20 protein-coding genes and 2 rRNA genes are annotated in these 26,892 nt (G+C 42.4%); 5 read left to right on the forward strand and 17 right to left on the reverse strand.

All coding sequences use genetic code 11. The features are described from left to right. The first annotated feature begins 243 nt into the window (after nt 1-243). The 3 genes from AB6N04_RS16745 to AB6N04_RS16755 all read left to right on the forward strand — a co-directional run bounded on the left by AB6N04_RS16745 (nt 244) and on the right by AB6N04_RS16755 (nt 5,568). Nucleotides 244-3,265: ribosomal RNA gene (locus AB6N04_RS16745) — 23S ribosomal RNA — on the forward strand. A gap of 138 nt (nt 3,266-3,403) precedes the next feature. Next, nucleotides 3,404-3,519, forward strand: a 5S ribosomal RNA gene (gene rrf / locus AB6N04_RS16750). A 1,620-nt stretch (nt 3,520-5,139) separates the two neighbouring features. After that, complete coding sequence (locus tag AB6N04_RS16755; RefSeq protein ID WP_369309353.1) at nt 5,140-5,568, forward strand: hypothetical protein; 429 nt, start codon at nt 5,140-5,142, stop codon at nt 5,566-5,568. 587 nt (nt 5,569-6,155) lie between these two features. Here the strand turns inward: AB6N04_RS16755 and actP are convergent. The 3 genes from actP to acs all read right to left on the reverse strand — a co-directional run bounded on the left by actP (nt 6,156) and on the right by acs (nt 10,250). Beyond that, the gene (gene actP / locus AB6N04_RS16760) at nt 6,156-7,805 is read right to left on the reverse strand and encodes a cation/acetate symporter ActP (RefSeq protein WP_369309354.1); all 1,650 of its coding nucleotides are present in this window, start codon (nt 7,803-7,805) and stop codon (nt 6,156-6,158) included. After that, the gene (locus AB6N04_RS16765) at nt 7,802-8,113 is read right to left on the reverse strand and encodes a DUF485 domain-containing protein (RefSeq protein ID WP_369309355.1); all 312 of its coding nucleotides are present in this window, start codon (nt 8,111-8,113) and stop codon (nt 7,802-7,804) included. The genes actP and AB6N04_RS16765 overlap by 4 nt, the downstream gene beginning before the upstream one ends. Nucleotides 8,114-8,294: 181 nt before the next feature. After that, nucleotides 8,295-10,250 carry an acetate--CoA ligase gene (acs, locus tag AB6N04_RS16770; protein ID WP_369309356.1) on the reverse strand — a complete coding sequence of 652 codons (1,956 nt, stop codon included), beginning with the start codon at nt 10,248-10,250 and terminating at the stop codon, nt 8,295-8,297. 418 nt (nt 10,251-10,668) lie between these two features. On the opposite strand from acs, the gene sodA reads away from it, so the two are divergent. Further along, on the forward strand, nt 10,669-11,295 hold the full coding sequence (gene sodA, locus AB6N04_RS16775; protein ID WP_369309357.1) for a superoxide dismutase [Mn]: 627 nt from the start codon (nt 10,669-10,671) through the stop codon (nt 11,293-11,295). A 139-nt stretch (nt 11,296-11,434) separates the two neighbouring features. Continuing rightward, nucleotides 11,435-12,115 (forward strand): 6-hydroxyaminopurine reductase, encoded by a 681-nt coding sequence (gene yiiM, locus AB6N04_RS16780; RefSeq protein WP_369309358.1) that lies wholly within the window; start codon nt 11,435-11,437, stop codon nt 12,113-12,115. Nucleotides 12,116-12,153: 38 nt separating this feature from the next. Here yiiM and AB6N04_RS16785 read toward each other — a convergent pair whose 3' ends face one another. The 14 genes from AB6N04_RS16785 to pilM all read right to left on the reverse strand — a co-directional run bounded on the left by AB6N04_RS16785 (nt 12,154) and on the right by pilM (nt 26,856). Further along, entirely contained in the window at nt 12,154-13,038 is an 885-nt protein-coding gene (locus tag AB6N04_RS16785) for a hypothetical protein (protein ID WP_369309359.1), read from the reverse strand. Nucleotides 13,039-13,270: 232 nt separating this feature from the next. Next, nucleotides 13,271-14,902 carry an ATP-binding cassette domain-containing protein gene (locus AB6N04_RS16790; RefSeq protein WP_369309360.1) on the reverse strand — a complete coding sequence of 544 codons (1,632 nt, stop codon included), beginning with the start codon at nt 14,900-14,902 and terminating at the stop codon, nt 13,271-13,273. Further along, nucleotides 14,895-16,580 (reverse strand): ABC transporter ATP-binding protein, encoded by a 1,686-nt coding sequence (locus AB6N04_RS16795; protein WP_369309361.1) that lies wholly within the window; start codon nt 16,578-16,580, stop codon nt 14,895-14,897. Before AB6N04_RS16795 ends, AB6N04_RS16790 begins: the two co-directional genes overlap by 8 nt. Before the next feature lie 474 nt (nt 16,581-17,054). Beyond that, on the reverse strand, nt 17,055-18,098 hold the full coding sequence (gene trpS / locus AB6N04_RS16800; RefSeq protein WP_369309362.1) for a tryptophan--tRNA ligase: 1,044 nt from the start codon (nt 18,096-18,098) through the stop codon (nt 17,055-17,057). Nucleotides 18,099-18,116: 18 nt separating this feature from the next. After that, entirely contained in the window at nt 18,117-18,809 is a 693-nt protein-coding gene (locus AB6N04_RS16805) for a phosphoglycolate phosphatase (protein ID WP_369309363.1), read from the reverse strand. Beyond that, on the reverse strand, nt 18,806-19,480 hold the full coding sequence (gene rpe / locus AB6N04_RS16810) for a ribulose-phosphate 3-epimerase (protein WP_369309364.1): 675 nt from the start codon (nt 19,478-19,480) through the stop codon (nt 18,806-18,808). The genes AB6N04_RS16805 and rpe overlap by 4 nt, the downstream gene beginning before the upstream one ends. 15 nt (nt 19,481-19,495) lie before the next feature. Continuing rightward, on the reverse strand, nt 19,496-20,398 hold the full coding sequence (gene dam, locus AB6N04_RS16815) for an adenine-specific DNA-methyltransferase (protein WP_369309365.1): 903 nt from the start codon (nt 20,396-20,398) through the stop codon (nt 19,496-19,498). Nucleotides 20,399-20,480: 82 nt separating this feature from the next. Further along, a complete protein-coding gene (locus AB6N04_RS16820) occupies nt 20,481-21,389 on the reverse strand; it encodes an SPOR domain-containing protein (protein ID WP_369309366.1) in 909 nt (302 codons plus the stop codon). Between the two features lie 294 nt (nt 21,390-21,683). Then, the gene (aroB, locus tag AB6N04_RS16825) at nt 21,684-22,772 is read right to left on the reverse strand and encodes a 3-dehydroquinate synthase (RefSeq protein WP_369309367.1); all 1,089 of its coding nucleotides are present in this window, start codon (nt 22,770-22,772) and stop codon (nt 21,684-21,686) included. A 47-nt stretch (nt 22,773-22,819) separates the two neighbouring features. Continuing rightward, nucleotides 22,820-23,341, reverse strand: a complete 522-nt coding sequence (gene aroK / locus AB6N04_RS16830) for a shikimate kinase AroK (protein WP_047756505.1) — start codon at nt 23,339-23,341, stop codon at nt 22,820-22,822. Between the two features lie 504 nt (nt 23,342-23,845). Next, nucleotides 23,846-24,898, reverse strand: coding sequence for a secretin N-terminal domain-containing protein (locus AB6N04_RS16835; RefSeq protein WP_369309368.1), 1,053 nt, complete (start codon nt 24,896-24,898; stop codon nt 23,846-23,848). After that, a complete protein-coding gene (locus AB6N04_RS16840) occupies nt 24,891-25,442 on the reverse strand; it encodes a hypothetical protein (RefSeq protein WP_369309369.1) in 552 nt (183 codons plus the stop codon). The genes AB6N04_RS16835 and AB6N04_RS16840 overlap by 8 nt, the downstream gene beginning before the upstream one ends. Next, on the reverse strand, nt 25,435-25,989 hold the full coding sequence (locus AB6N04_RS16845; RefSeq protein WP_369309370.1) for a PilN domain-containing protein: 555 nt from the start codon (nt 25,987-25,989) through the stop codon (nt 25,435-25,437). Before AB6N04_RS16845 ends, AB6N04_RS16840 begins: the two co-directional genes overlap by 8 nt. A 3-nt stretch (nt 25,990-25,992) precedes the next feature. Then, the gene (pilM, locus tag AB6N04_RS16850; RefSeq protein ID WP_369309371.1) at nt 25,993-26,856 is read right to left on the reverse strand and encodes a pilus assembly protein PilM; all 864 of its coding nucleotides are present in this window, start codon (nt 26,854-26,856) and stop codon (nt 25,993-25,995) included. Nucleotides 26,857-26,892 lie beyond the last annotated feature (36 nt).

Genomic DNA, 26,892 nt, shown 5'->3' on the forward strand with positions numbered 1-26,892 from the left:
AAAACAACGCACATCGTTTATCGCTTAAACGATGTGAGAGTCTCTCAAAAATCTCAACTCAAGATGTTCTTTGTCAAGATGGCAAACGTAATGAGCGAGCAGTCAGCGATTCAAGGCGGCCAGCGCACAGCAAGCGCAGCGTACATGAGTACGTGAGCATGGCGAGCACTGCCCAACATAGAATCGATGCACGCGCAGCCATTACCCGTCAGAATGACACGAAAAGACACCTTCGGGTTGTGAGGTTAAGCGACTAAGCGTACACGGTGGATGCCTAGGCAATCAGAGGCGATGAAGGACGTGCTAATCTGCGAAAAGCGTCGGCAAGGTGATATGAACCGTTATAACCGACGATATCCGAATGGGGAAACCCAGTGCAATTCGTTGCACTATCGTTTGATGAATCCATAGTCAAACGAGGCGAACCGAGGGAACTGAAACATCTCAGTACCTCGAGGAAAAGAAATCAACCGAGATTCCCCCAGTAGCGGCGAGCGAACGGGGAGCAGCCCAGAGTCTTAATCAGCATCAGCATCAGGAGAACGGTCTGGAAAGTCCGGCAGTAAAGGGTGATAGCCCCGTATCCGAAGGTGTTGGTGTTGTGAACTCGACGAGTAGGGCGGGACACGTGTTATCCTGTCTGAATATGGGGGGACCATCCTCCAAGGCTAAATACTCCTGATTGACCGATAGTGAACCAGTACCGTGAGGGAAAGGCGAAAAGAACCCCGGCGAGGGGAGTGAAATAGAACCTGAAACCGTGTACGTACAAGCAGTGGGAGCACCCCTTCGGGGTGTGACTGCGTACCTTTTGTATAATGGGTCAGCGACTTATATTCTGTAGCAAGGTTAACCGAATAGGGGAGCCGTAGGGAAACCGAGTCTTAACTGGGCGAATGAGTTGCAGGGTATAGACCCGAAACCCGGTGATCTAGCCATGGGCAGGTTGAAGGTTGGGTAACACTAACTGGAGGACCGAACCGACTAATGTTGAAAAATTAGCGGATGACTTGTGGCTGGGGGTGAAAGGCCAATCAAACCGGGAGATAGCTGGTTCTCCCCGAAAGCTATTTAGGTAGCGCCTCGTGAACTCATCTTCGGGGGTAGAGCACTGTTTCGACTAGGGGGTCATCCCGACTTACCAACTCGATGCAAACTACGAATACCGAAGAATGTTATCACGGGAGACACACGGCGGGTGCTAACGTTCGTCGTGAAGAGGGAAACAACCCAGACCGCCAGCTAAGGTCCCAAAGTCATAGTTAAGTGGGAAACGAAGTGGGAAGGCTCAGACAGCCAGGATGTTGGCTTAGAAGCAGCCATCATTTAAAGAAAGCGTAATAGCTCACTGGTCGAGTCGGCCTGCGCGGAAGATGTAACGGGGCTAAACTATGCACCGAAGCTGCGGCAGCGAACGTATCACTTAAACTGATTAAGTGGTACTGCAATGTATCAAGACGATTGACGGAACGCAGTGACGTCAATGCGTTCATCAAAGTCGAGGCGGTAACGCACGGCAAGTCAGTTTAAGGATACGTTCGTTGGGTAGGGGAGCGTTCTGTAAGCCTGTGAAGGTGTACTGTGAGGTATGCTGGAGGTATCAGAAGTGCGAATGCTGACATAAGTAACGATAATGCGGGTGAAAAACCCGCACGCCGGAAGACCAAGGGTTCCTGTCCAACGTTAATCGGGGCAGGGTGAGTCGACCCCTAAGGCGAGGCAGAAATGCGTAGTCGATGGGAAACGGGTTAATATTCCCGTACTGGTGATAATTGCGATGGGGGGACGGAGAAGGCTAGGCTGGCCGGGCGACGGTTGTCCCGGTTTAAGGATGTAGGTGGGTGAATTAGGCAAATCCGGTTCACTATACACTGAGATCTGATGACGAGTCACTACGGTGGCGAAGTAGCTCATGCCCCGCTTCCAGGAAAAGCCTCTAAGCTCTAGATTATCATTAATCGTACCCCAAACCGACACAGGTGGTCAGGTAGAGAATACTCAGGCGCTTGAGAGAACTCGGGTGAAGGAACTAGGCAAAATGGTGCCGTAACTTCGGGAGAAGGCACGCTGGCATTAGGTGAAGTGATTTACTCATGGAGCTGAAGCCAGTCGCAGATACCAGCTGGCTGCAACTGTTTATTAAAAACACAGCACTGTGCAAACACGAAAGTGGACGTATACGGTGTGACGCCTGCCCGGTGCTGGAAGGTTAATTGATGGGGTTATCCGTAAGGAGAAGCTCTTGATCGAAGCCCCAGTAAACGGCGGCCGTAACTATAACGGTCCTAAGGTAGCGAAATTCCTTGTCGGGTAAGTTCCGACCTGCACGAATGGCGTAATGATGGCCAGGCTGTCTCCACCCGAGACTCAGTGAAATTGAACTCGCTGTGAAGATGCAGTGTACCCGCGGCAAGACGGAAAGACCCCGTGAACCTTTACTATAGCTTGACACTGAACATTGAGCCTTGATGTGTAGGATAGGTGGGAGGCTTAGAAGCGTGGACGCCAGTCTGCGTGGAGCCAACCTTGAAATACCACCCTTTAATGTTTGATGTTCTAACGTTGCCCCGTGATCCGGGGTGCGGACAGTGTCTGGTGGGTAGTTTGACTGGGGCGGTCTCCTCCCAAAGAGTAACGGAGGAGCACGAAGGTTGGCTAAGCATGGTCGGACATCATGCGGTTAGTGCAAAGGCATAAGCCAGCTTGACTGCGAGAGTGACGGCTCGAGCAGGTACGAAAGTAGGTCTTAGTGATCCGGTGGTTCTGAATGGAAGGGCCATCGCTCAACGGATAAAAGGTACTCCGGGGATAACAGGCTGATACCGCCCAAGAGTTCATATCGACGGCGGTGTTTGGCACCTCGATGTCGGCTCATCACATCCTGGGGCTGAAGTAGGTCCCAAGGGTACGGCTGTTCGCCGTTTAAAGTGGTACGCGAGCTGGGTTTAGAACGTCGTGAGACAGTTCGGTCCCTATCTGCCGTGGGCGTTGGAAGATTGAAAGGGGCTGCTCCTAGTACGAGAGGACCGGAGTGGACGCACCACTGGTGTTCGGGTTGTCATGCCAATGGCACTGCCCGGTAGCTAAGTGCGGAAAAGATAACCGCTGAAAGCATCTAAGCGGGAAACTTGCCTTGAGATGAGTCTTCCCTGACCCTTAAAGGGTCCTAAAGGAACGTTTAAGACTAAGACGTTGATAGGTTGGGTGTGTAAGCGTAGCGATACGTTGAGCTAACCAATACTAATGAACCGTGAGGCTTAACCTGACAACACCGAAGGTGTTTTAGAGAGAGTGTGTTGATTTTCAAGAGGTGAGAAGCCGAAAGGTGAAGGACACAACAGCTTGTTCAAGATTACACTTCTGGTTTAGTGAAAGATAGCTAAACGGGAAGAAACAGAATTTGTCTGGCGGCAATAGCGCGGTGGTCCCACCTGACCCCATGCCGAACTCAGCAGTGAAACGCCGTAGCGCCGATGGTAGTGTGGGGTCTCCCCATGTGAGAGTAGGGAACTGCCAGACATTAAATTAGTGAGAAAGCCACCCAATGGGTGGCTTTTTTGCGTTTGGCGAATGGTAAGCTAATAAAATCATCGCATCAAGCACAGCCAGTACTGGGTAAATCACGATAAAATGGGTTCAGCCGCAAGGCTGCAATTTTTAACCCAGCAATGATAATCGTATTATATATCCCCTCAGCAATTACCTTTTGTGTGAGCACAATTTTAGCTATCTCGATATACAAATGGAGCATTGAGTGCGAGCTCGGATTAAACGATAGATATAGCCATCTTGTCTGCACTAGGCACGCGCTGACTAACCTTATGAATAAGGGATACAAAAGAATGCTAAGGCAAGTATGAGTCCCCTCAGCAATTACCTTTTGTGTGAGCACAATTTTAGCTATCTCGATGTACAAATAGGGCATTGAAAACAGGCTCAGATTAATCGGTATTGGTCTCTATCTTATCTATACTAGACAAGCGCTGACCGCTCCTATGGATAAGAAATAGCACAAGAATGGTTAGGCAAGTATTAGTCCCCTTAGCAATTACCTTTTGTGTGAGCACAATTTTAGCTATCTCGATGTACAAATAGGGCATTGAAAACAGGCTCAGATTAATCGGTATTGGTCTCTATCTTATCTATACTAGACAAGCGCTGACCGCTCCTATGGATAAGAAATAGCACAAGAATGGTTAGGCAATGATTTGTCACCTGAGCAATTACCTTTTGTGTGAGCACGTTTTTAGCTATTTCGATGTGCAAATAGAGCATTGAGTGCGAGCTCGGATTAAATGATAGATATAGCCATCTTGTCTGTACTAGGCACGCGCTGATCGCTCTTATGGATAACGGATACAAAAGAATAATCAGGCAAGTATGAGTCCCCTCAGCAATTACCTTTTCAATGACCCTGTTTTTCGCTAGTTAAAAAGCAAATAAGGCATTGAGAGCGAGCTCGGATTAAACGATAGATATAGCCATCTTGTCTGCGCTAGGCTCGCGCTGACCGCTCTTATGGATAAGAAATAGCACAAGAATGGTTAGGCAAAATATTTTTCTGTAACGTTTGATTCACTGATTTCTGAGAATACGTCATTAAGTTAATGGGTGAGTGTACCTGCGCTTTCTACTATTTTTTATCTCATTAGTAATAGATAAATCATAATCAATTAAAAATAATAATGACTCAGTGAAATTATCTCGCTTATTTATTCATATTCCGCTATATAATACTTATCATTTTAATGGTTTTTATGGTGTTAATTGGTTTGGCTACTTTGCTCATGTTTTCAACAATAACCCCATTAATATCAATAGATAAAGATAAGCTAATTAATTTTACTCATATAGAAATTAACAAGTTTGTTCGCTGCCTTTTGATATATGAATGTGTAAAAGTTTATTTTTTTATATAAAAATTGTTAAATTGATGTTTCATTTGCTTACATTTATACTATTTTAAAACAGTTAATGGCGTATCCAGATATCAGGTTATCGATGAAGTTTGCTTATAAGTGAAATTTTCAAAGGAAAGAAATTCGCATCTTGATATGAAAGATAGGTCCGAATCAGCAAGTTATACCCTATTGCATGGTATTTCTTGTAAACAATATCTGTGTGCCAAAGGTGGATCACATGAATAATTCCAAAAGCGCTAATCACAAAATTTTTGACCAAATTCTTTGTGTGAATAAACAAAAAGAGAATGAATTTAATAATGGCCAAGATGGGGCAACGATTCTTGCTTTATTAGTGATGTTTTTTGTCCCATTTTTATTGCTAAATGCCGTGAGAAATTTCGTTGGAATTGATTATAGCTTTGTGTCCGTTGTCGGTATGTTAGCGGTCAGTGCAGTTATTACCGCAGTACTGTTTAAAACGTTAAAATTAAGTTCTCGATTTGCAGATAAACATATTGTATTAGACCAGCTACTGTCTCGTTATACCCCGAAAAATAAGCAAGAATTTCAAAAATTACAGGAAGAGAGAAAAGTAAATTCAGTTGAGTTTTACTCACTTGTAGAAGAGTGGGTTAATGTAGAAAAGCAATACTACACAAGATAGCAACGAATAACGAAAACAAAAATAAATCCTTAAATATTATAAATACCTTCTTTTCTCTTTGTAGAAAGAAGGTTTTTTTTGCTTAAAATTCTTAGTCAGTAGGGGCTGTTGAACGTGGATGGTCAATTTTTATTCGAATTAAAGCCATTTTAGGCAAGGCAAGAGCCTCTCAATGGAGCATTAAATGAGTGAAACGTGCTTTAATCGAACCCGTAGGATAGCGTTTAGGGACAATAGTTGATTTAAATCGTCATCAGTCAGCCACGACGGGTACATTTTTCACTTTTTGGATTATTTTTTGACTTTTTTAGCGGTAAAAATCAGCAGCAAAGATAAATAGCCCCTAAGTGGCATTCTCACTTTATTTGCTCTTACATCGGCTAAAAGTGTTTTTTATTGCGATTTTTGCACTATGTGCAACGCTATTGTAACGCCATATTATTTCGTTTTTATTTGTGGTGAGCAGAAGAGGTTTTAACATCGTTTTCCTTCATGTTAATAGGTCTATAGAACTCATCACTGTTCTTTGAAAGCAATAAAAAACGGCTCGATGTTTTGAGCCGTTTGGTGTGGCAATAAGGTGCGCTTTAGTGAGATTTTCCTTGTTCAATACCCAAGCCAATTTGTGAACGGACAAACTGTTCTTTAAAGCGTTCTCTTTCCATTTTTCCTTGCTCTGAGTTATCAGTCACAGAGAATAACCAAGAGGCAACGAATGCAACAATCATGGAGAAGAATGCAGGATATTCATATGGATAGATTGGTTTTTCATGGTGAAGAATACTGACCCAAATCGTTGGTCCTAGGATCATCAAGACAACGGCAGTAATCAGCCCTAACCAACCCCCAGCTAATGCGCCGCGAGTGGTGAGTTTGCGCCAGTACATAGATAGTAAAATAATCGGGAAGTTACAGCTTGCAGCGATGGAGAAGGCTAAGCCAACCATAAAGGCAATATTTTGTTTTTCAAATAAAATACCAAGACCAATAGCAACAAAGCCTAAGACGACAACTGTAATTTTTGAGACTCGTAATTCGTCTCTTTCGTCTGCCTTGCCATTTTTCATTGCCATCGCATAAAGGTCATGAGATACCGCAGAAGCCCCTGCGAGTGTTAATCCTGCAACAACCGCAAGGATGGTGGCGAAGGCAACAGCAGAAATAAAGCCAAGGAAGAAGTTACCGCCAACAGCGTCAGCAAGGTGCACAGCCGCCATATTGGTACCGCCAATCAGTGCACCCGCAGCATCTTTAAATGCAGGGTTTGAGCTGACAAGGACAATCGCACCAAAGCCAATAATAAAGGTTAATATGTAGAAGTAACCGATAAATCCTGTTGCATAGAACACGCTCTTGCGGGCTTCTTTTGCATCACTGACGGTGAAGAAGCGCATAATAATATGAGGAAGACCGGCTGTACCAAACATCAAGGCTAGGCCAAGTGATAAGGCAGAGATTGGGTCGGAAACAAGCCCTCCAGGGCTCATAATGGCAATGCCATTTTTATGAACGGCGACCGCTTCTTTAAATAGGGTATTAAAGTTAAAACCGACATGCTTCATGACCATTACCGCCATGAATGTCGCACCAGCTAATAATAAAATAGCTTTGATGATTTGCACCCATGTGGTTGCTAACATTCCACCAAATAGAACATACAGCACCATCAAGATACCCACAATAACGACCGCAACGTGGTAATTAAGGCCGAATAATAATTCGATTAATTTACCGGCCCCCACCATTTGAGCAATGAGGTAGAGTGCGACCACGACCAGCGAACCTATTGCAGATAGGATACGTATGGGTCTTTGTTTTAACCGGTAAGATGCAACGTCAGCGAAAGTATAGCGACCTAAGTTACGTAAGCGCTCGGCAATTAAGAATAGAATGATCGGCCAGCCAATTAAGAAGCCAATTGAGTAAATCAAGCCATCATAGCCAGATGTATAAACTAGAGCGGAGATCCCTAAGAAGGAAGCGGCAGACATAAAGTCACCAGCGATTGCCATCCCGTTTTGGAAGCCTGTAATTTTCCCACCTGCTGTATAGTAGTCAGAGCGAGAACGCGTTCTTTTTGACGCCCAATAAGTGATATATAAGGTAAAGCCGACGAACAGTAAGAACATGATAATGGCCTGAATATTGACAGGCTGGCGTTCAACATCCCCTGTCAATGCGTCGGAAAACGCCATTGATGAGGTAAAAAAGAGAATGAGTGAGAGCAAATATTTCATTTTTCTACCTCGTTTAAAATTTCGGTCGTTAAACGGTCGTATTCACCATTTGCACGGATAACATAGAGTCCTGTGAGTAAAAATGAAATGACGATCAGCCCAACACCTACAGGGATCCCTCGAGTGATATATGAACCTTCCGTTATTGGTGTACCTAACCAGCTAGGATCAAAAGCGATAAGAAAAATAAAACCAACATACAGGACAAGCGTTATTATTGATAACAACCATGAAAAGCGACTACGTTTTCTAACCAGTTCTTTAAAGCGAGGGTTATCCTCTACCTTTTCGTAAGCAGTAGCATTCATCAGAGTTCTCCTCTGTTATTGTATTATTGGTACTCTATTCTCTTTAAAATGACAGAAAATTGGCTGTAGCTAATTACCCAGATATTTTCTAGGGTCATTTCGCATCTCAATTCTGCGCTTTTAAAGATTTTGAGTATTTATATGAAGGCCGCTATCAGACGGCCTTTTTAAGCTATTTAAGCTATGACATACTCATAGATTGTTTTTCTTCGAGTAATTTTTCGACAACTCCTGGATCTGCTAGCGTGGAGGTATCTCCAAAGTTGCTAGTGTCTCCTGATGCAATTTTTCGTAGGATACGGCGCATAATTTTACCGGAACGGGTTTTTGGTAATGAATCCGTCCAGTGAAGAACATCTGGCGTTGCAATTGGACCGATTTCTTTACGTACCCAATTGCGAACCTCAGTATAGAGTTCAGGTGAAGGCTCAACCCCAGATATTAATGTGACATAGGCATAGATTGCCTGCCCCTTAATATTATGAGGAATACCGACTACCGCAGCTTCCGCTACTTGTGGATGCGCAACGAGTGCTGATTCTATTTCTGCGGTACCTAAACGGTGACCCGAAATATTCAATACATCGTCAACACGACCCGTGATCCAGTAATAACCATCTTCATCACGACGAGCTCCGTCTCCACTAAAGTACATGCCTTTAAAGGTTGAAAAATAGGTTTGCTCGAAGCGTTCGTGGTCGCCAAATAAAGTACGGGCTTGACCCGGCCAAGAATCAACAATAACTAAGTTACCTTCGGTTGCCCCTTCCATCGGTTCACCTAGGTTATCCACTAGCGCAGGGCGTACACCGAAGAAAGGTAATGTGGCGGAACCTGGTTTTAACATAGTTGCACCTGGTAGTGGTGTGATCATAAAACCACCTGTTTCGGTTTGCCACCATGTATCAACCACTGGGCAGCGGCTATTACCAATTTTCTTGTAGAACCATTCCCATGCTTCAGGGTTAATAGGTTCCCCCACAGAGCCAAGAATACGCAGTGAGCTACGGTCTGTACCTTCAATGGCTTTATCACCCTCTGCCATTAATGCACGAATAGCCGTTGGTGCGGTATAAAGAATATTGACTTGGTGTTTATCAACGACTTGACTCATTCGGTTAACAGATGGGTAATTTGGCACACCTTCAAACATTACCGTTTTTGCGCCATTAGATAATGGCCCATACAGTAAGTAACTATGACCTGTTACCCAACCTACATCGGCGGTACACCAATACACCTCACCGGGGTGATAGTCAAAGGTGTATTTAAATGTGAGTGTGGCATAGACCAAATAACCGCCAGTGGTGTGGAGTACCCCTTTAGGTTTACCTGTTGAGCCTGAGGTATATAGAATGAACAGCGGATCTTCTGCTCGCATTTCTTCTGGTGGACAATCGGCACTAACACCTTTCGTAATATCATGCCACCATAAGTCACGCCCTTCGACCCAGCTTGGCACATTGCCTGTGCGTTGATAAACAATCACATTTGCAACGGTGGTCACGTGTGGATTGGTTAATGCGTCATCCACATTCTTTTTCAGCGGGATAGCACGGCCAGCACGTAAGCCTTCGTCAGCAGTGATAATCAGTTTCGCTTTACAGTCAATCACGCGACCAGAGACCGCCTCAGGGGAGAACCCTGCGAAAATGACGGTATGGATAGCGCCAATTCGTGCACACGCTAGCATGGCGACAGCTGCTTCTACTACCATTGGCATATAAATCGCCACGACATCACCTTTACGGATGCCGTATTTCTTTAAAACGTTAGCGAACTGGCTAACATCATGATGCAGTTCACGGTAAGTGACATTTTTTGACGATGATGGGTCATCGCCTTCCCAAATAATCGCGACTTGGTCGCCTTTTTCAGCTAAATGGCGATCCAAACAGTTTGCACTTAAATTTAATGTTCCATCTTCAAACCAACGGATATCGATATGTCCGGGGTCAAAAGAGGTATTTTTGACACGGGTGTACGGTTTAATCCAATCAACGATTTTTCCTTTTTCGCCCCAAAATCCTTCAGGGTCTTGAATCGAACGTTGGTACTCATCGTGATACTGTTGTTCAGTAATCAGGGCATTTTTTGCAATTTCAGCAGGAACGGGATGTTTAGTTATTTGAGTCATATTATTATCTCCTTGCAGATGTTAATATTATGTCAAAAAACAGTTAACTAAAGCATGAAATATAAATTTGTTTTTCTTTTGAGCGGAAGATCACGTATTAATTGTAATGATATTTGCAGAATTATCATTTGATGCTAAATGGCATATTGGAGTATAAATCTAAAAATATTATAAATGTTGGATGAAAAGAAAAACAAACCATGGGGATATTGGTATTAGTTACTGTATAAACGAATTCTCATAGGGAATGCAAAAGACCACATTTTTTTTATGGATTTGATAATGATTTTCATTAACAGTAAAATAACTATAATAGAAAGAAATTCACAAGGTGCGAAACTACGCAAGTGCTATACCCTATGAACCTTGTGGTGAAAATGAGAAACATAGTGGTATTTACGTCACTGGAGACAATTAAATGAGTTATACATTACCTGCTTTACCTTATGCTTATGATGCGTTGGAACCACATTTTGACAAACAAACCATGGAAATCCACCACACTAAGCATCATCAAACCTATGTGACTAACACCAACACGGCGTTAGAAAAATTACCTGAATTAGCGGGTCTTGATATTGACGTTCTAATTCAAAAATTAGACCAAGTTCCTGCTGATCAACGTACTTTTGTGCGTAACAACGCGGGTGGTCACTCAAACCACAGTATGTTCTGGAAAGGTTTGAAATTAAATACTGAATTAAAAGGCGACTTAAAAGCAGCTATCGAGCGTGATTTTGGTAGCGTTGATGCATTCAAAGAGCTGTTTGAAAAAGCCGCAGCAACTCGTTTTGGTTCAGGCTGGGCGTGGCTGGTTCTGAAAGATGACGGCAAATTAGCCGTTGTATCTACTGCTAACCAAGACAGCCCATTAATGGGAGAAGCCATCTCTGGCGCTTCAGGTTACCCAATCATTGGTTTAGATGTGTGGGAACACGCATACTACCTGAAATATCAAAACCGTCGCCCTGATTACATTAAAGCGTTCTGGTCCGTAGTTAACTGGGACGAAGCAGCGGCGCGTTTTGCATCAAAAGCTAAATAATTAGACTTTGTCACTAAGTCGAGAATGGGCGTAGCGTCAATGATGCTGCGCCTTTTTTATTCCTGTCCATTTGATTGTTATCTCGATCAGCATTCTTTATGATGAAGCCTTCGTTACTCATCTATGTGGAGCGTGGCTAATGTCATTCCTACCTCAAGTCTTTATCGGTAAAGTTCAAGCAACACAATCTTGCGGTCAAAGTGCTATTTATAAACACCCAGTAGATGGTTTATTAATGCTAGGACAACTCGGGTTAGAGGGGGATGAGCAGGCAGAAAAGCGTTTTCACGGTGGCCCTGATAGAGCGCTTTGTCACTACCCTCGTGATCATTATCAATTTTGGTTGAATGCTTATCCTGAGCAAGACGATTTGTTTATTGCATCAGCGTTTGGCGAAAATATATCCACTGTTGGGATGACCGAAGAGAATGTATTTATCGGTGATATTTATGCGTGGGGAGATGCGCGAATTCAGGTAACGCAGCCCCGTTCCCCTTGTTATAAGCTAAATGGGTTGACGGGTGTGGAAAACTTTGCCCAGATTATGCAAGACAACGGTCGTTGTGGATGGCTGTATCGCGTGATTAAAACGGGAAATGTCAGTGCCAATTCACCGCTAACGTTATTGAGCCGTAACAGTGATATATCCGTACAAGAGGCGATAATGATCGCATTTCACGCCCCTTATGATACACAGTTATATAAAAGGCTCCTTAGCGCAGCGGGGTTATCTGCGAGTTGGAGCCTAACCATGCAAAATCGCCTCGATAATCATCGCATTGAAGAGTTCAGCCACCGTTTATTTGGCAAACGGGGTTAATTTATTGCTTAGCAAAGTAAGCAATGCCTAATTCCACATTAGGCATTTTCATTTTTTATCGCAGCTTGAAACCCTTGGTTTTTAACATAGTCATCGTTATTAACCTGTATTTTTAAATTAAGATTACGTCCTGCTAGCCTTTTACTTTGTAATTCATTCAACTTATTGTGACTCTTTTGTCGTTCGCTTTTTAATTGTTCTACCTCTGATTCAAGCATAGACACTTCTGTTTTCAACTGCGCTAATTCTGCTAGATGAGCTGAGGATATTTCATTGTTATTCAATTGGTGTTGAGTATTTAAATTTGAATTTTCGTCGTCAAATTTTTGTGATGGTGTGATGTGGCTATCTGATTGGTTGGTAATTTTTAGGGCTTGATAGTTGCTTTGTAGTTTACTTGAAAGCTGAGCGAGTTTTGATTCTAGCTGAGTTAGGGTGGTAAGCTTATTTGGATTATGTTGATAGCTTGAGCTAAGGATATTATTTCGAAATTTATCTATTTTATTTTGTAATGCTAAAAGGTTGCTACATAATGCTTGATACTCTTTTTCACTTGGTTGCCAGTAAGCTTCTTTATTTAAGTCATTGATAAATATATTAATTGCATTTTTTATGTTTTGATTGCTTTTTATCAAGCTAGTAATATCTTTTTGTTTTATTACTTTAGCCTTGGTTGTTAACTCACTGATTTTCAATGAGCTGGATCTTTGCTGTGCATTAGCCTTAATGTCATTAATAGAGACATCAGACAGCTTATTGAATGTTTTGCAATAAACCTTATTAATATTAAGCTCTTTTTTTTCTTTTACCTTTGAGTTTTGAGTATCTAAGATAGATTTTAATGTGTTTAACGCTTTTTGAGCGCGATAATAATTTTCAAGTGAAATCTCTTCAGATGAATTCGTTACTTTTTTCAGAAGCATTGCTATATCAGAATGACTGACTTTTTTTTTTCACTAGCTTGGTTTGCTTTGATTTCAAAAAAATCAGCAATCGAAGCTGTAGCTGTTGTTGGTGTTGAAATTACTGTATTCATAATCGTCTCATCATAAAGGTGGGTGATGAAACTATGCTATCCATTTTTATCAATAGTATTTTCATAAACGGTTCTAAATTGTCTATTTTCACCTTTCAACCATGTTGGTGTTGTAAGGGTTAATTTCCTTGCTGAATAAATTGCTGATACCACGGAACATTCGCAAATAATGTTTGGTGAGCGCCTTGAGCTATTATTTTTCCGTGCTCCATATATACGATATGATCCGCTTGGCGAGCTAGGTTTGGCTGGTGGGTGACCACGATACGAGTTTGTTGTTTAGCTTGCATGAGCAGTTTGATGACGCAAGCCGTGTTGATGTTATCAAGGCTTGCTGTTGGTTCATCCATTAAAATGATATCAGGATGACGTAGAAGTAGCCTTGCAATAGATAAACGTTGTTTTTGCCCACCGGATAGCGCCATACCATTCGCGCCAACCTCCCTATCCAAAAGAGCTGGGGTCACCTCAAAATTTAACTGTGAAAGCAGGGAGAAAAGTTGTCGGTCATCAATATCTGACGCATCTAATGTTAGATTTTGGCGTATGCTACCCCGAAATAGCGCGCTGTCTTGTAATAAAATCCCACGCTTTGTACTGAGTGCTTCTTGCGATAATTCAATAAGGTTTTTATTGCCGTAATGGATTGAGCCTTGGGTTGGATCTTGTAAACGTGCGAGTAGGCTTAATAAAGTACTTTTTCCTGCTCCTGATGGGCCAACGATAGCCGTAAATGTGTTATGTGCAAAATCCACTGAAATCCCGTTTAAAATTTGTTTCCTTTCATTATTGTAGAACGATAATTGTTGGCAACTGACTGTATTACCCTCAGGAGGCGAGGCGCGATAAGGAAAGCTTAACTCAGGGGTATTTAATGCAGACTCAAGCTGTTCAATAGACTGTTTTGCTTGCCTGACTGACTGATCCAAATGGGAAAGAAGCCATAAAGGCTCAATAAAACGTGCCAATAATACCATTCCTGCGAGCCATAGACTTAATGGCATTTCTGCCTGACTGACTTTTTGAATGCCCAAATAAAATAATGCAATAAAAATAACTTGGATGGCACATGAAAATAATAAATGGAATGGCAAACTTTGACGTTGCAACTGTGTTTGCGTTTGATGTTGTGATGCGAAAGCACATATCAGTTGCTGCTGTTGGGCATGACTCATCCCTGCCCGACGAATAAGTGGCTGGTGGAGGGCAAATTGGTCGAGTTGGTGAATGACATCTTGTTCAGATGCCTGAGTTTGTTGCTCAAAAAAAGCCAACTTTTGGCCACAAAACCGTAAGATAGATAATAATAAAAGAGCAGCTAATAAGAGGATCACCCCAAAAATAGGTTGATAGATTAATGTGCCAAGCACAACCGTTAACGGTGCGATCACTCCGTTAATAATAGGATGCAATAAATGAGCGGGGACTGACATAATGTGAGAAACAGGCCCAGCCACTAAGTGGTTTGCATTTTTTATCGGCTGTAATGACAAAGGTAAATGGCGTATTAACGCGTTAGTGAGGTAGCGCATAACTAACCCACCAGCTAAATAGCCTTTTTGGGTAGCAATAAAGGTAATGATGAGGGATGTCAGGCTACACAATGCCAGTAAAATCAGTGGGATAAGTGTGTCTAATGACCAACTGAAAATGATATACACAAGGAATAACCCGCTAAGCCCATCTAAAATAGCAGCGAATACCATCCAAACAATGGCGTTTCGTATCTTATGTAATAAAGATTTAAGCATGGCTTTTCTCCAAGGCACTTAGTAATTGCTGATAATCTATTGATGTATCCGCTAAATCTTTGTGGGTGCCTTGTGCAATCAGTTGGCCTTCTTTTAGCAGCAAGACTCGGTTAGCGAGGTTTAAACTGTCTAGATGATGAGTGACTAACACGCAGGTTCGAGGTTCAGATTGTAAGAGTGATAATACCCGTTGAGCATTTTGTGGATCCAGTGCCGAGGTTGGTTCATCGAAGAGTAATAATGGTGCAGGTGATAATAAGGCTCGCGCAATGGCAAGTCGCTGAGACTCACCACCAGATAACACCATTTCTTTTCCAATCTGGCTATCAAGCCCTTTAGGGGATTGTTGTATTAGAGGCAGCAAATCGAGGGCTTCAAGGTAGTGATAAATCTCATTTTCACTGGCTTGCGGTGCGAAAAGTTGCACATTTTCTTTTAACGAGCAGGACATCGGTTGCGGGTTTTGCATCACAATCGCAACTTGGCGGTTTAACGCGGTTAAAGAGAGTTCAGGTAAGGGGATTTGATTAAATGAAATGGTCCCTTGTGAAGGGTCTAGAAAACGCGCCATCAACTGTAATAATGTGCTTTTACCTGCACCAGATAATCCCACAATAGCAATCAACTCACCATTAGCAATGTCGATATTAATCTGAGATAAAATGGGCTTATCACCCAGTGTAACGTTAACTTGAGCTAGTTGGAGGTGGCATGATGTGGTATCCAGCATTTTTTCACCGTATTGCATTTCAGGTTCATTGAGTACTTGTTCAATGCGTTGTGATGCGCTGACAGCAAGGCTTAATGCATCAGCTCCGTGTCCCATGGCCGCTACAGGGGCGGCAATGCTTTGAATTAATAAAATAAACAAAATAACCTGAGCGAGTGAAATCGGAGTAGGAAGCAGTATCGCACCAAAAACTACCCAGCAAGAAAGTAATGTTGCGCTGATCCCTACTTGGGTGAGTGAGCTTAGTGCGCCAATTTTATCAATCCAACGAATAAAGGCGTTTTCAAAGGTTTGCAACGCTTGAGATACCCTTTTTTGTATGCCTTGATATGGATATTGCCTAGCTAATAATGGGTTATCGGCGAATTCGGCATATTGGCTGTAAAGGTTTCCCATGGTTTCATTGCGAGCGGCATATAAGCCTTGGTAGCGTGGGGATCTCATCGCTCGAAATAAAAAAAATGAAGCCACTAAGGGAATAAGGCAAAACAGGGTGAGCAAGATGTTTTGCCATAGCAAAATAAGGGTGGTTGCAATAGGCACTACCAATAACTTAGTGAGATCTGCTGGTGCGTGAGCCGTTAATTGGTGAAGGTAGCGCACATCACGGTCAATCACCTGTGAAATACCGTCTCTACCTTGCTGTACGAAATGGGTTAATGGTAATTTACTTATTTTATCAAGTAATTGTAATCGCAGCTGGTGGCACAAGCGGCTATCTGTTTGGTGGGTGAGATGCATTGCAATAGTTTGGCAAACTAACCAGCATATCCCCCCAATACAAGCAATAATGACCCAATTTGTATATTGATGAACGGGAGCTGCAACGATTTGGCTAATCGCAATCCACGGAATAAGAGAGCAAAGGCCTGAAATAGCCTGCAAAACGACTGCAAGTAGTAAAATCGAGCGATAGGGACGAAGTTGTGTCCAAAGTGCGCGGTACATACAAAACCTCCATAGCGAATTTATCACTGTAATTTATTTCGCTTTATTTAAGGGATTTAGTTGTTTTGCTCACCAGACTATTTGTTTTGTTTGCGGGGCTTGGCATCCTCTTTGCCCTAAAAGTGAACTACACCCAAGTTGGATTCTTTTAGTCTAATTTGAAGGGGAATTTTTATGTTAAAAACAGACTTGGGAGTTCAAACGTTAAATTATTTAGGCTGGCCAAAATGATGAGGGAGGAGATGAGTTAAACCTCATTAAAAATACCGGGCGCTTAATACAGCAAGATAATCTACCACGCATTATCTAACGCATTAAACGTAATACATTTATTTTATGTTTAGCGATTAGCCGAAAAGCACTCACTATTCAAGCTATGATGGCAAAAGGTATCGCAATACAGATTTTCAGTAATTTATTGCGTGCTTATGGGGGATAAAGAAAATGGGGAGATTGGCACTCCCCGTCTGTATATTACAGCTGTGGGCGTTTGACAAAGCCAATGGCGTCGTACACCTTATCTAAGGTTTTTTGAGCGCGAGTCGCGGCTTTCGTTGCGCCTTCATCCATAATTTGGTTCAGCAGTGCTTCGTTATTACGGAATTCGTGGTAACGAGCTTGTAAGTTTGTCAGCATATCGGATACCGCTTCGGCAACAGCACCTTTAAGATGACCGTACATTTGCCCGTCAAATTCTGCTTCTAATTGTGCAATTGGCTTACCTGTCACACCAGACATGATATCCAGTAAGTTGGATACACCCGGTTTGTTTTCTAAATCATAGCGAATACGAGGTGGCTCTTCAGAATCAGTCATCGCACGCTTAATTTTCTTCACGACGGATTTCGGGTCTTCCAACAACGCAATGACGTTATTGCGGTTATCATCAGACTTGGACATTTTCTTGGTTGGATCTTGGAGCGCCATTACGCGAGCCCCGCCACCTGTTGGGATAAATGGTTCTGGAACGGTAAAAATATCGCCATAAATTGCATTGAAACGCTGTGCAATATCACGACTCAATTCAAGGTGTTGTTTTTGGTCGATACCAACCGGCACTTGATTCGTTTGATAAATCAAAATATCTGCCGCCATTAATACTGGGTAGTCAAATAAGCCCGCATTGATATTTTCTGCATGGCGCGCTGATTTGTCTTTGAATTGTGTCATACGGCTTAATTCGCCGAAATAGGTGTAGCAATTTAGCGCCCAGCTCAATTGTGCATGTTGTGGCACATGGGATTGTACAAAAATAGTACTTTTTTTCGGGTCAATGCCACACGCTAAATAGAGCGCTAGAGTATCGAGGGTTCTTTTACGCAGTTCGACAGGATCTTGACGAACGGTGATTGCGTGTTGGTCAACAATACAGTAAATACAGTCAAAATCATCTTGCATCTGTACCCACTGACGTAATGCACCCATGTAGTTACCGATGGTCAATTCACCGGAAGGCTGTGCGCCGCTGAATACGATAGGTTTCTGGGGTTGCTTTGTTTTTTCAGTGGGAGTGCTCATTTTAAATTATGTCCTTGCTTATTTTATTTCAGATAAACCGATTGCAGGTAATAAGCCTGCAAAGTGAGTTAACACACAGTCAGGTTCAGTCAATGCAATAGATTCACCATAGTTATAACCGTAGGTCAGACCGACACACGGGCATCCAGCGTTTCGTGCTGCAATAATATCATTACGGGAATCACCGACAAAAAGCAATTCTTCTTTGCGTAAACCGAAGGTTCCCATCGTTAAGTAGAGGGGAGCAGGGTGTGGTTTTAAGGCTTTAACATCGTCGCTGCCTAATACAAGGGAGAAATAGTGATCGATATTCAGTTTTTTAAGTAGTGGGGCAATGAATGGAGTGGCTTTGTTCGTGACAATCCCCATTGGCAACCCATGTTTTGCTAACTGCTCGAGAGTTTCTCTCACTTCAGGAAATAGCACGCTGCCAGTTGTGACAGACACGGCATAATATTTATCAAAGCGTTGACGAGCTTGTTTTTGCAAATCAGGCGTGATGGTTGCGTTAGCCCAAGTGAGTGCTCGCTCAACTAAGATATCCACACCATTACCAACCCAAACTGAAACGCGCTCTTTGCCCGCCGGTGGGAAATCAAAATCAGTTAGCATGTTATCGATGGCTTCTGCTAAGCCACCGGCACTGTCAACAAGGGTTCCATCTAAATCGAAAGCAACGGCTTTGATATTCTCTAATACGGCTTGGGTCATTGAGATACCTTTTGTAATTCAACACGCATTGCATCGATAACGGCTTTGTAATCGGGCTGATCGAAGATAGCTGAGCCTGCAACGAAAGTATCGGCACCGGCTGCGGCAATCTCCGCGATATTATTCACTTTCACACCGCCATCGACTTCCAAGCGGATATCATAGCCACTTTCATCAATTAATTTACGGACTTGGCGCAATTTATTGAGGGTTTGTGGGATAAAGGATTGACCACCAAAGCCCGGGTTAACAGACATCAGCAAAATCATGTCCACTTTGTCCATCACATAATCAAGGTAGCTCAGAGGGGTTGCTGGGTTAAACACCAGACCCGCAGTACAGCCATGTTCTTTGATCAATTGCAATGAACGGTCTACATGGTCACTGGCTTCAGGGTGAAAGCTAATGTGTGTTGCCCCCGCCTTTGCGAAATCAGGAATAATTCTGTCAACGGGTTTTACCATCAAATGAACATCAATGGGGGCGGTGATGCCATAATCCCGCAATGCTTTACAAATTGGTGCGCCAAAGGTTAGGTTAGGGACGTAATGGTTATCCATCACATCAAAATGCACGATATCTGCACCTGCGGCGAGAACTTTGGCGGTATCTTCGCCTAAACGAGCAAAGTCAGCAGATAAAATAGATGGGGCAATGAGGAAGTTTTTCATTATTGTCTCCGAATATTAGTCGTTATCTGAGAGCCATTCTGCGCTAGGTTCAGTGCATAGCGTTTTTTTATTATTCGTTTTTCTAGGAGAAAGGCTATTAGGTTTATTCGTATATAAAGCCAGTAACTCATTGACTTTACTGCGATTCGATATATTTCTACTAATGGTGCGACGAACTTTAACAATATGTAATTGTGCTTGATGATACCACTCTCTTGTTGAGGGGGTATCATGATTTGAGATCAACACTGGGATTTTGCTTTCTGTGGACAATTTATGCGCCAAAATCGCCAAATTTTGTTGCTCTAACGCCCCAAATGAATTGGTGTGGTAAGCCGTGAAGTTAGCGGTTTCAGAAAGCGGTGCATAAGGAGGATCGCAGTATATGACGGAGCCTTCTCTTGCATTTAATAGGGTTTCACCATAATGCTGAGTGATAAAGGTGGCTTGTTGTGCTTTCTCTGCAAACCACAAAAGTTCTTCTTTGGGGAAATAGGGTTTTTTATAGCGACCAAAAGGTACGTTAAATTCACCTTTTGAATTATAGCGGCACAAACCATTATAACAGTGGCGATTTAAGTATAAAAAAAGCACGCTGCGTTTTTCTGTATCACCAGATTTATTAAATGCTTCACGCATCAGATAGTACTGTTCTGATGTATTAAATTCAGGTGTGAAGATGCGCTGGGCTTCTTCAATAAAAAAGTCAGTTCGGTGTTTAACTGTATTATAGAGGTTGATGAGGTCACTGTTGATATCTGCCAGTATGTATGAGTCATAACTGGTATTTAAAAACACTGACCCTGCACCAACAAAAGGCTCAATTAAGCAATCACCCTGTGGAAGGTGCTTTTTGATTTCTTCCACAAGGGGGTATTTACCCCCAGCCCATTTTAAAAAAGCGCGTTTTTTTTTCATGCCGTCTTATTATTACAATCGTTTAGAGTAACTGCATTCATACTCTGTCAGGACAACATAATGCGCCCGGGGAAAAACGTTGTTATTTTTGATCCTGTTTGACTTGTTTCATATTTCTCACCCACGGTTTTTTCGCTTGAACAGCAGCAGGTAAAGTCCCTATTGCATTTTTCGCGTCAGTGACTGAGTTATAATTACCGTGAATAAGAACATACCAAGTTTGCCCATTGCGAATGGTCTTATAAACCTTGTAATTGGCAAGTTTGTTTTCTTTTGCGAAAGCTTCCAGTGTGTCTGAACGGCTGGCACTGCTTAACTGAAGCGTATAACTACTCGCTGGTGCAGACATCAGATTGCTGCTTGAGTTATTGGCCGTTGCAGCCGATTTTGTCGGTTGCTTTGGTTGAGTTGGCTGTTTTGGTTCCACCGCTTTCGGTTGTGTTCTTTCTGGCGTAACGGGTTTTACTACTGGCTGTTGTTCAGCAGGCTTAACTACTGGCGGAGTCAGTGGCGTCACGTTCTGTGGTTGCGTTGTACCTGGTGCTGGAACTTGCCCTTGGTTTAAGGCATCAACAACATCACCTGGAATTTCGATTCGCTCACCCAAACCATTTGGCTGAGTTTGTAACTCGCCTTGCGTTGGTGTTGGCGTGATTTGTGAACCAGTAATTTCTTGAACTTGCCCTTGCTGGGTTTGGCCTTGTGTATTGGTTAAAGAGGAGGAACCAGACAAATCAATATTTTGCCCGCTACTATTGTTGGTCGTTTGCTGGCGTTCATGCTCCGTCGGTGCTTTTAATGCAGAACTGATGGCAATAATCAGTAGCAATAAAACAAGCACCCCCACACCGATCATGATGTGTTGGCGCGATAAGGCAATTTTGGGTTTCGCTGTCATTGATTGACGTGAACGGCCTGCTGGTCTGTCTGATGTATCTGGCCTAAGGTCATTTTGACCTTGCGGCTGGTTATCTGGTTTAAATTCGTCCATTTTCCTCTCCCGAATAAAATGTGCCTATAGTAGAGATAAAATGTCTCTTATCAGTACAACCTGTTAACGACCAAGCAGAGTTTTCTGCTTATTTTTAAAGCATAGATTCTTTCGTGATACCATGCTAGCTTGGATGGTATTTTCGTATGCTTTTTTGACGTTCGTATAGAGGTGTAGGCATACCGTATAATTTAACGACTTTGAACAGCATCTACCAGTAACATTTTAAAACGCTAGTATAAATTAAGCATTTTCTTTATTTTTGGCGATCTCTAAGGTCATTTTGCCATAATTTTATTGCGTACAGGATGTTATTGCGGCAATGACCGTTTGAGAATCAATGTCTGAACGCATTTCTGAGTGCCCAATAGTGGTTGGTAAAATTAAGTGTAATTTCCCCCCCATCACTTTTTTATCTCGCATCATATGGGGTAGATAGTCGTCAGGCTTCATTTGTGAAGGGCCAGTGACAGGGAGTGAGGCACGTTTTAACAATGCAATAACGCGCTGTGTTTGTTCCGGCGTGAATTGGCCAATCAGTTCAGCTGTTTTAGCCGCCATGACCATACCCGCAGCAACGGCTTCACCATGCAGCCAGACACCGTAACCCATGTGCGCTTCAATCGCATGACCAAATGTGTGACCGAGGTTAAGTAATGCACGTAGACCACTTGTTTCTTTTTCATCGGCGGCAACGACTTGTGCTTTGAGCTCACAGCAACGGCGGATACAGTAAGCCATCGCTTGATTGTCGAGAGCAACCAGTGCATCAATGTTGTTTTCCAGCCAAGTGAAAAACGCACTATCAAGGATAATGCCATATTTAATGACTTCAGCGAGACCAGAAGCCAGTTCCCTAGGTGGAAGGGTTTTTAAACAATCGAGGTCGATGACAACAGAAGCGGGCTGGTAAAATGCCCCAATCATATTCTTCCCTAATGGATGATTGACTGCGGTTTTACCGCCGACAGAAGAATCCACTTGGGATAATAATGTGGTTGGAACTTGGATAAAACGAACGCCGCGTTGATAACTGGCCGCAGCAAAGCCAGTTAAGTCTCCGATAACTCCCCCACCAAGAGCGATGAGGGTGGTATCGCGGTTATGATGTTTTTCAAGTAAAGCAGTAAATACATCATTCATAATAAATAATGATTTATACTGTTCACCATCAGGCAAGGTGATGGAATCCACTTTGACGCCAGAAGCCTCAAGGGCGCGTTTTATCTTTTCAAGATAAATAGGTGCGAGTGTTTCATTTGTCACTATCATTGCTCGTTGACCCGCAGCTAATGGCCAAAATGCCCCTGTTTGGTTATATAACCCAGGTGCAATATTGATTGGATAACTACGTTCATCCAGAGTAACAGTGACCTTTTCCATCTTGTTCTACCTTGAGTTTATTACTAACAAAATAACATGATGATAAATTAGTTTTTTTCTAGCATTTCGATGATTTGGCTAGCAACGACTTTAGCGCTTTGCTCATCGGTATGAATGGTAATATCTGCAATTTCTTCATACATAGGATTGCGTTCGTCCGCCAACTTCTCGAGTACTTCACGTGCAGGTTCATCAACCTGTAGCAGTGGTCGTTTTTTGTCTCGTTGTGTACGAGAAAGCTGTTTCTCAATTGTGGTTTCGAGATACACAACGACACCGCGTGCTGATAAGCGGTTACGGGTTTCTTTGGATTTAACAGAACCGCCACCGGTCGCTAATACAATGCCTTGTTTCTCAGTGAGTTCATTGATGATTTTTTCTTCGCGATCACGGAAGCCTTCCTCACCTTCAAGGTCGAATACCCAGCCGACATCTGCGCCGGTGCGTTTTTCTATCTCGTGATCAGAGTCGAAAAACTCCATATTAAGCTGTTGTGCCAACTGACGACCAATGGTGCTTTTACCTGCACCCATCGGTCCAACCAGAAAGATATTGCGTTTCTCTGCCATGTTTTTTGGTATTACTACGATTATTCGTTAATGAACCCGCCCCGCCAATATAATTAGCAGCGGGACCTAAACTGAAACCTCATTAGTGATGATGTGAGATCAGATAAGAAAATTATCTCAACACATCAACTAGGAATGCAACTATATAAGTGTGGCACTTAGTGAACAAAGTGCCACACTTCAAATTACAGGTTTCGATATTTGAGCTGTCGTTATTGCCTAATGCATTGTTTAGCATGATTTTTAACAGAGTTAGAATACCGCTAGAAGCATATAATTTCTGTTAAATATAGAGCAAAATTATTGTGGCTGTTTTATAAGCGACTGACAGCTTGTTCTTTAATCTAAGGATAGTTAGAACATTCAATGGATAACCTTGTATGCTAAAACGACGCCAGCGTCAAATTTATCCGGTAGGTTTATGGTATAAAAAAAATTTTTTTTCGTGCTCTTTGGCTTATAGTTTATTCAACTACTTGAAGTATAGGTATTATTTTATTCACATTAAATATCGATAAGTTTTGGGGTAATAAAAACCACTAAAACCCGCCGATCGATATGTTCCGCTCTATTTGTAAACAATCTGCCTAAAAAGGGAACCTGTGAAAGTAAAGGGAGACCGGTTTGTGTTTTTTCCTGTTTTTGCTGGAAAATTCCACCGAGTATCAGGGTTTCATTATTTTTAATGGTGACTGAGGTGGTCATTTCCTGTTTGTTGATTGCTAAATGATGGTTTTGACCGCTGGTGAGCGCGGTATCTGGTGAGTTATGGCTAATTTTTAGATTCAATGCGACTTTTTCATCGCCGAAGATTGTTGGCGTTACATCCATACCCAAGACGGCATCCTTGAATTGCACATGGTTTTTTTTTTCGCTGCTGGTGACATAAGGAATTTCAGTACCTTGTTGGATACTGGCGGCTTGTTGATGTGAAGCCATTAACCGTGGGCTGGCAATAATGGACAGTAAATTTTCTTTTTCTAATGCATTGAGTTTCATTTCTAGCAGGCCTTCACTCAGTTTGAGAACATTAAAGGAGAATTGCCCCGGTATAGAGTGGTAACGATTATAGCGGTTAAGGCGGCTGTGGGTTGTGTTACCTGCAAGCATTCCCCATTCTAGCCCCAGTTCCTGTAGTGCTGTTTTACTACTACTAATAATGTGCGCTGTGATCTGAACCTGTTGTTGCGGCAAATCTTTCTGTTTTATCCATTCTTCAATGAGCGCTAAGCGATCGGGACTCTCTTTGATGATCACGCTATTTGTTGTGGGATCATGGTGAATGGTTGCTGTTTTTGATAATAAAACCATTTCTGGTTGTGTCAATAAACGTTGAACTTCCTGCGCTTTTATTGAGACTAATTTGAAAATTTTTTCATGCCAAATGACGTTATCGTTCTTAGATGATGGGGTGGGATGTGTTACCGATGGCTGTACATTTTCCTCTATGGGGAGGAGTGGCACAAAAGGGTCGCGAATTGGCTCTGCAAAAACAGGGCTAAAGGTTAAGGATAAAATGATGGCGATTAGTCTGATGAAAAAGAATGGGTTATTCATGGCTATTTTCATCCTTGATAGCGGTTGAATTAATGGTTGATGACAGTGTTATTGAGGCAATTAATGCATTTTTTCGCTGGGTTAGTGTGATTTCCGAGCAATACCATATATTGAGTAATGGAGTGGCGATCAGTTTTTGAAGAAAGTGATAAATATCGGCGAAACTCCCCTGAACTTCCATAAAAACCCCTTCGTTCTGGTTTATAGGCTGAAGCTTATTGAGCGTAACGGCAGACTGGCTGAGCAGTGCATTGAAATGTGAAAATAATGCGAGAGGGCGCTTATCCAGTACGGTGTATTGTTTAAGGTTTTCAATTTGTTGTGCTAACTGCTTTAATGAAGGAAGTTGCCGAATACGTTGCTCTTCTTTTTGAATGTTATCAAATAGATTGTTTTTTTTGTTTTCTAATTCAATAAGTTGTAATGATGAGCTTTTCCAATAGGTAAAATATCCCACAAAAAGAAGTAGCCCAATGAGCACAACAAAGGGTAAGGCTTGTTGCCAAAAAGGGCGATACCAAAACTGATGAAATGTCTTATTCATCTACCTCTCCTTGGTGTTTGGCTGTTATATGTAGCCGATTTAGTTGTTGATTTCGACTGAGTTGTTTTAATTGGATCCCACTTATACTTTTCAGATTTTCCAGTTGCTGGCTAAAAATCGCTATATTTTGAAAGTCATAGCTGTTTGTTTTGATATCGAGTTGATTATTAATGAGTTGAAAAGAGGTAAGCCAGCTTTTTGATGGTGTAATGGTGGGCAAGCTATGCAGTAAAGCTAAGAGTGCATGGTTGTTTTGCTGGATAGTTTTCCGGTTATGTTGTTTTTCAATCAATAGGTTTAATTGTGCTTGTTGATTGACCATTTGCTGGCTTATTTGTTGGATTTGTTGGTGTTTTTTTTGTGCGTTATGCAGGATCACTTGTTTACTTTCAATTCCATTTTGTTGAAATAAATATAAAAAATAGCAAGTTGTCAGTGTGGAACAGCACAATGCGCAAGTGAAAAGGAGAAACTCACGTTTTTTTTTCACTATTTTTTGTTGTCGCCAAGGCAAAAAATTAACTTGGTATAGCAGGGGATTTTTCATCTCTTAAATATCTCCATGACGCAGTGCGAGGCCAGCAGCAATCACAAAATCCCCTAATTGGCGGGGGAGTTTTAGGTTATGGTATTGAAAAGCTTGGCGTAGCTCCCAGCGGTGCGAATGCCCCTTGGTATAGTGATCTGCTTGGTCGGAGGGAAGTGCAATATCGAGATGATCGGTAATTAAATAAATGGGCAGGGTTGCATTGTGATCTTCTGCGTTTAGATGGGGCAAAAGTTGTGAAAGCGTGGTGATTTCATTATCTTGAACATGATTATAATTTGCAGGTAGGCTAATTGGCCCTGACCATAACCATTCACCTTGTCTATAATGAACTAGCCAGCATTCGTCAGGTAATCCACAATGGCGAGCGACATAGCGCAATGCGACAGGGGCGACATCAATCGCCAGTAAATTAAACCCGCTTTGTGTTAACAGGTTTTGCCAAAAGGCAATGTCGGTTTTCCGTGCCCCATTAAGGTAAACTTGCTGGTTGATCACGCGATAGTCAATGGCGAGCTCGTGGACATTCATTGGAAAGCATTTTTCAGCTTGAGAGTGCAGATACCAGTCCAGCTCCGGTTGTTGCAAGTGGTGTTGGGTTGGTAATGAAAACTGTTGCTTTAACGTGCGAACAGCAGGTAAGGCGATAGAAACGGCGCAGTTTTTCGGTAATTTCTGACGCCACTGTAGTAAAACTTTCAGTAGAATTTGGTGTTGTTCTGGATCTGAATTATCGGTTATTTCGAAAGGAAGTTGTTGTTGCCAACATTCGCATAAAGACCAGTATTTTCGACGACGTTTTGTGGCAACTAACTGAATTTTATTTTGATAAATATCTATTCCAATGTTCCATTTTGATGTGTACATAGCTAATTTCCTTATCATTAACAAATAAATTACGTT

The organism is Providencia rettgeri (genome assembly GCF_041075285.1).
In the GTDB taxonomy this organism is placed as follows: Bacteria; Pseudomonadota; Gammaproteobacteria; order Enterobacterales; family Enterobacteriaceae; genus Providencia; species Providencia rettgeri_G.

Coding starts and splice junctions, on each gene's coding strand:
- rpe (WP_369309364.1), bottom strand. CDS start 19,480: ATGAAAAACTTCCTCATTGCCCCATCTATTTTATCTGCTGACTTTGCT.
- AB6N04_RS16805 (WP_369309363.1), bottom strand. CDS start 18,809: ATGACCCAAGCCGTATTAGAGAATATCAAAGCCGTTGCTTTCGATTTA.
- acs (WP_369309356.1), bottom strand. CDS start 10,250: ATGACTCAAATAACTAAACATCCCGTTCCTGCTGAAATTGCAAAAAAT.
- AB6N04_RS16790 (WP_369309360.1), bottom strand. CDS start 14,902: ATGCTTAAATCTTTATTACATAAGATACGAAACGCCATTGTTTGGATG.
- AB6N04_RS16785 (WP_369309359.1), bottom strand. CDS start 13,038: ATGCTTCTGAAAAAAGTAACGAATTCATCTGAAGAGATTTCACTTGAA.
- actP (WP_369309354.1), bottom strand. CDS start 7,805: ATGAAATATTTGCTCTCACTCATTCTCTTTTTTACCTCATCAATGGCG.
- AB6N04_RS16840 (WP_369309369.1), bottom strand. CDS start 25,442: ATGAATAAGACATTTCATCAGTTTTGGTATCGCCCTTTTTGGCAACAA.
- AB6N04_RS16795 (WP_369309361.1), bottom strand. CDS start 16,580: ATGTACCGCGCACTTTGGACACAACTTCGTCCCTATCGCTCGATTTTA.
- pilM (WP_369309371.1), bottom strand. CDS start 26,856: ATGTACACATCAAAATGGAACATTGGAATAGATATTTATCAAAATAAA.
- AB6N04_RS16835 (WP_369309368.1), bottom strand. CDS start 24,898: ATGAATAACCCATTCTTTTTCATCAGACTAATCGCCATCATTTTATCC.
- sodA (WP_369309357.1), top strand. CDS start 10,669: ATGAGTTATACATTACCTGCTTTACCTTATGCTTATGATGCGTTGGAA.
- AB6N04_RS16845 (WP_369309370.1), bottom strand. CDS start 25,989: ATGAAAAATCCCCTGCTATACCAAGTTAATTTTTTGCCTTGGCGACAA.
- AB6N04_RS16755 (WP_369309353.1), top strand. CDS start 5,140: ATGAATAATTCCAAAAGCGCTAATCACAAAATTTTTGACCAAATTCTT.
- aroB (WP_369309367.1), bottom strand. CDS start 22,772: ATGGAAAAGGTCACTGTTACTCTGGATGAACGTAGTTATCCAATCAAT.
- aroK (WP_047756505.1), bottom strand. CDS start 23,341: ATGGCAGAGAAACGCAATATCTTTCTGGTTGGACCGATGGGTGCAGGT.
- trpS (WP_369309362.1), bottom strand. CDS start 18,098: ATGAGCACTCCCACTGAAAAAACAAAGCAACCCCAGAAACCTATCGTA.
- dam (WP_369309365.1), bottom strand. CDS start 20,398: ATGAAAAAAAAACGCGCTTTTTTAAAATGGGCTGGGGGTAAATACCCC.
- yiiM (WP_369309358.1), top strand. CDS start 11,435: ATGTCATTCCTACCTCAAGTCTTTATCGGTAAAGTTCAAGCAACACAA.
- AB6N04_RS16765 (WP_369309355.1), bottom strand. CDS start 8,113: ATGAATGCTACTGCTTACGAAAAGGTAGAGGATAACCCTCGCTTTAAA.
- AB6N04_RS16820 (WP_369309366.1), bottom strand. CDS start 21,389: ATGGACGAATTTAAACCAGATAACCAGCCGCAAGGTCAAAATGACCTT.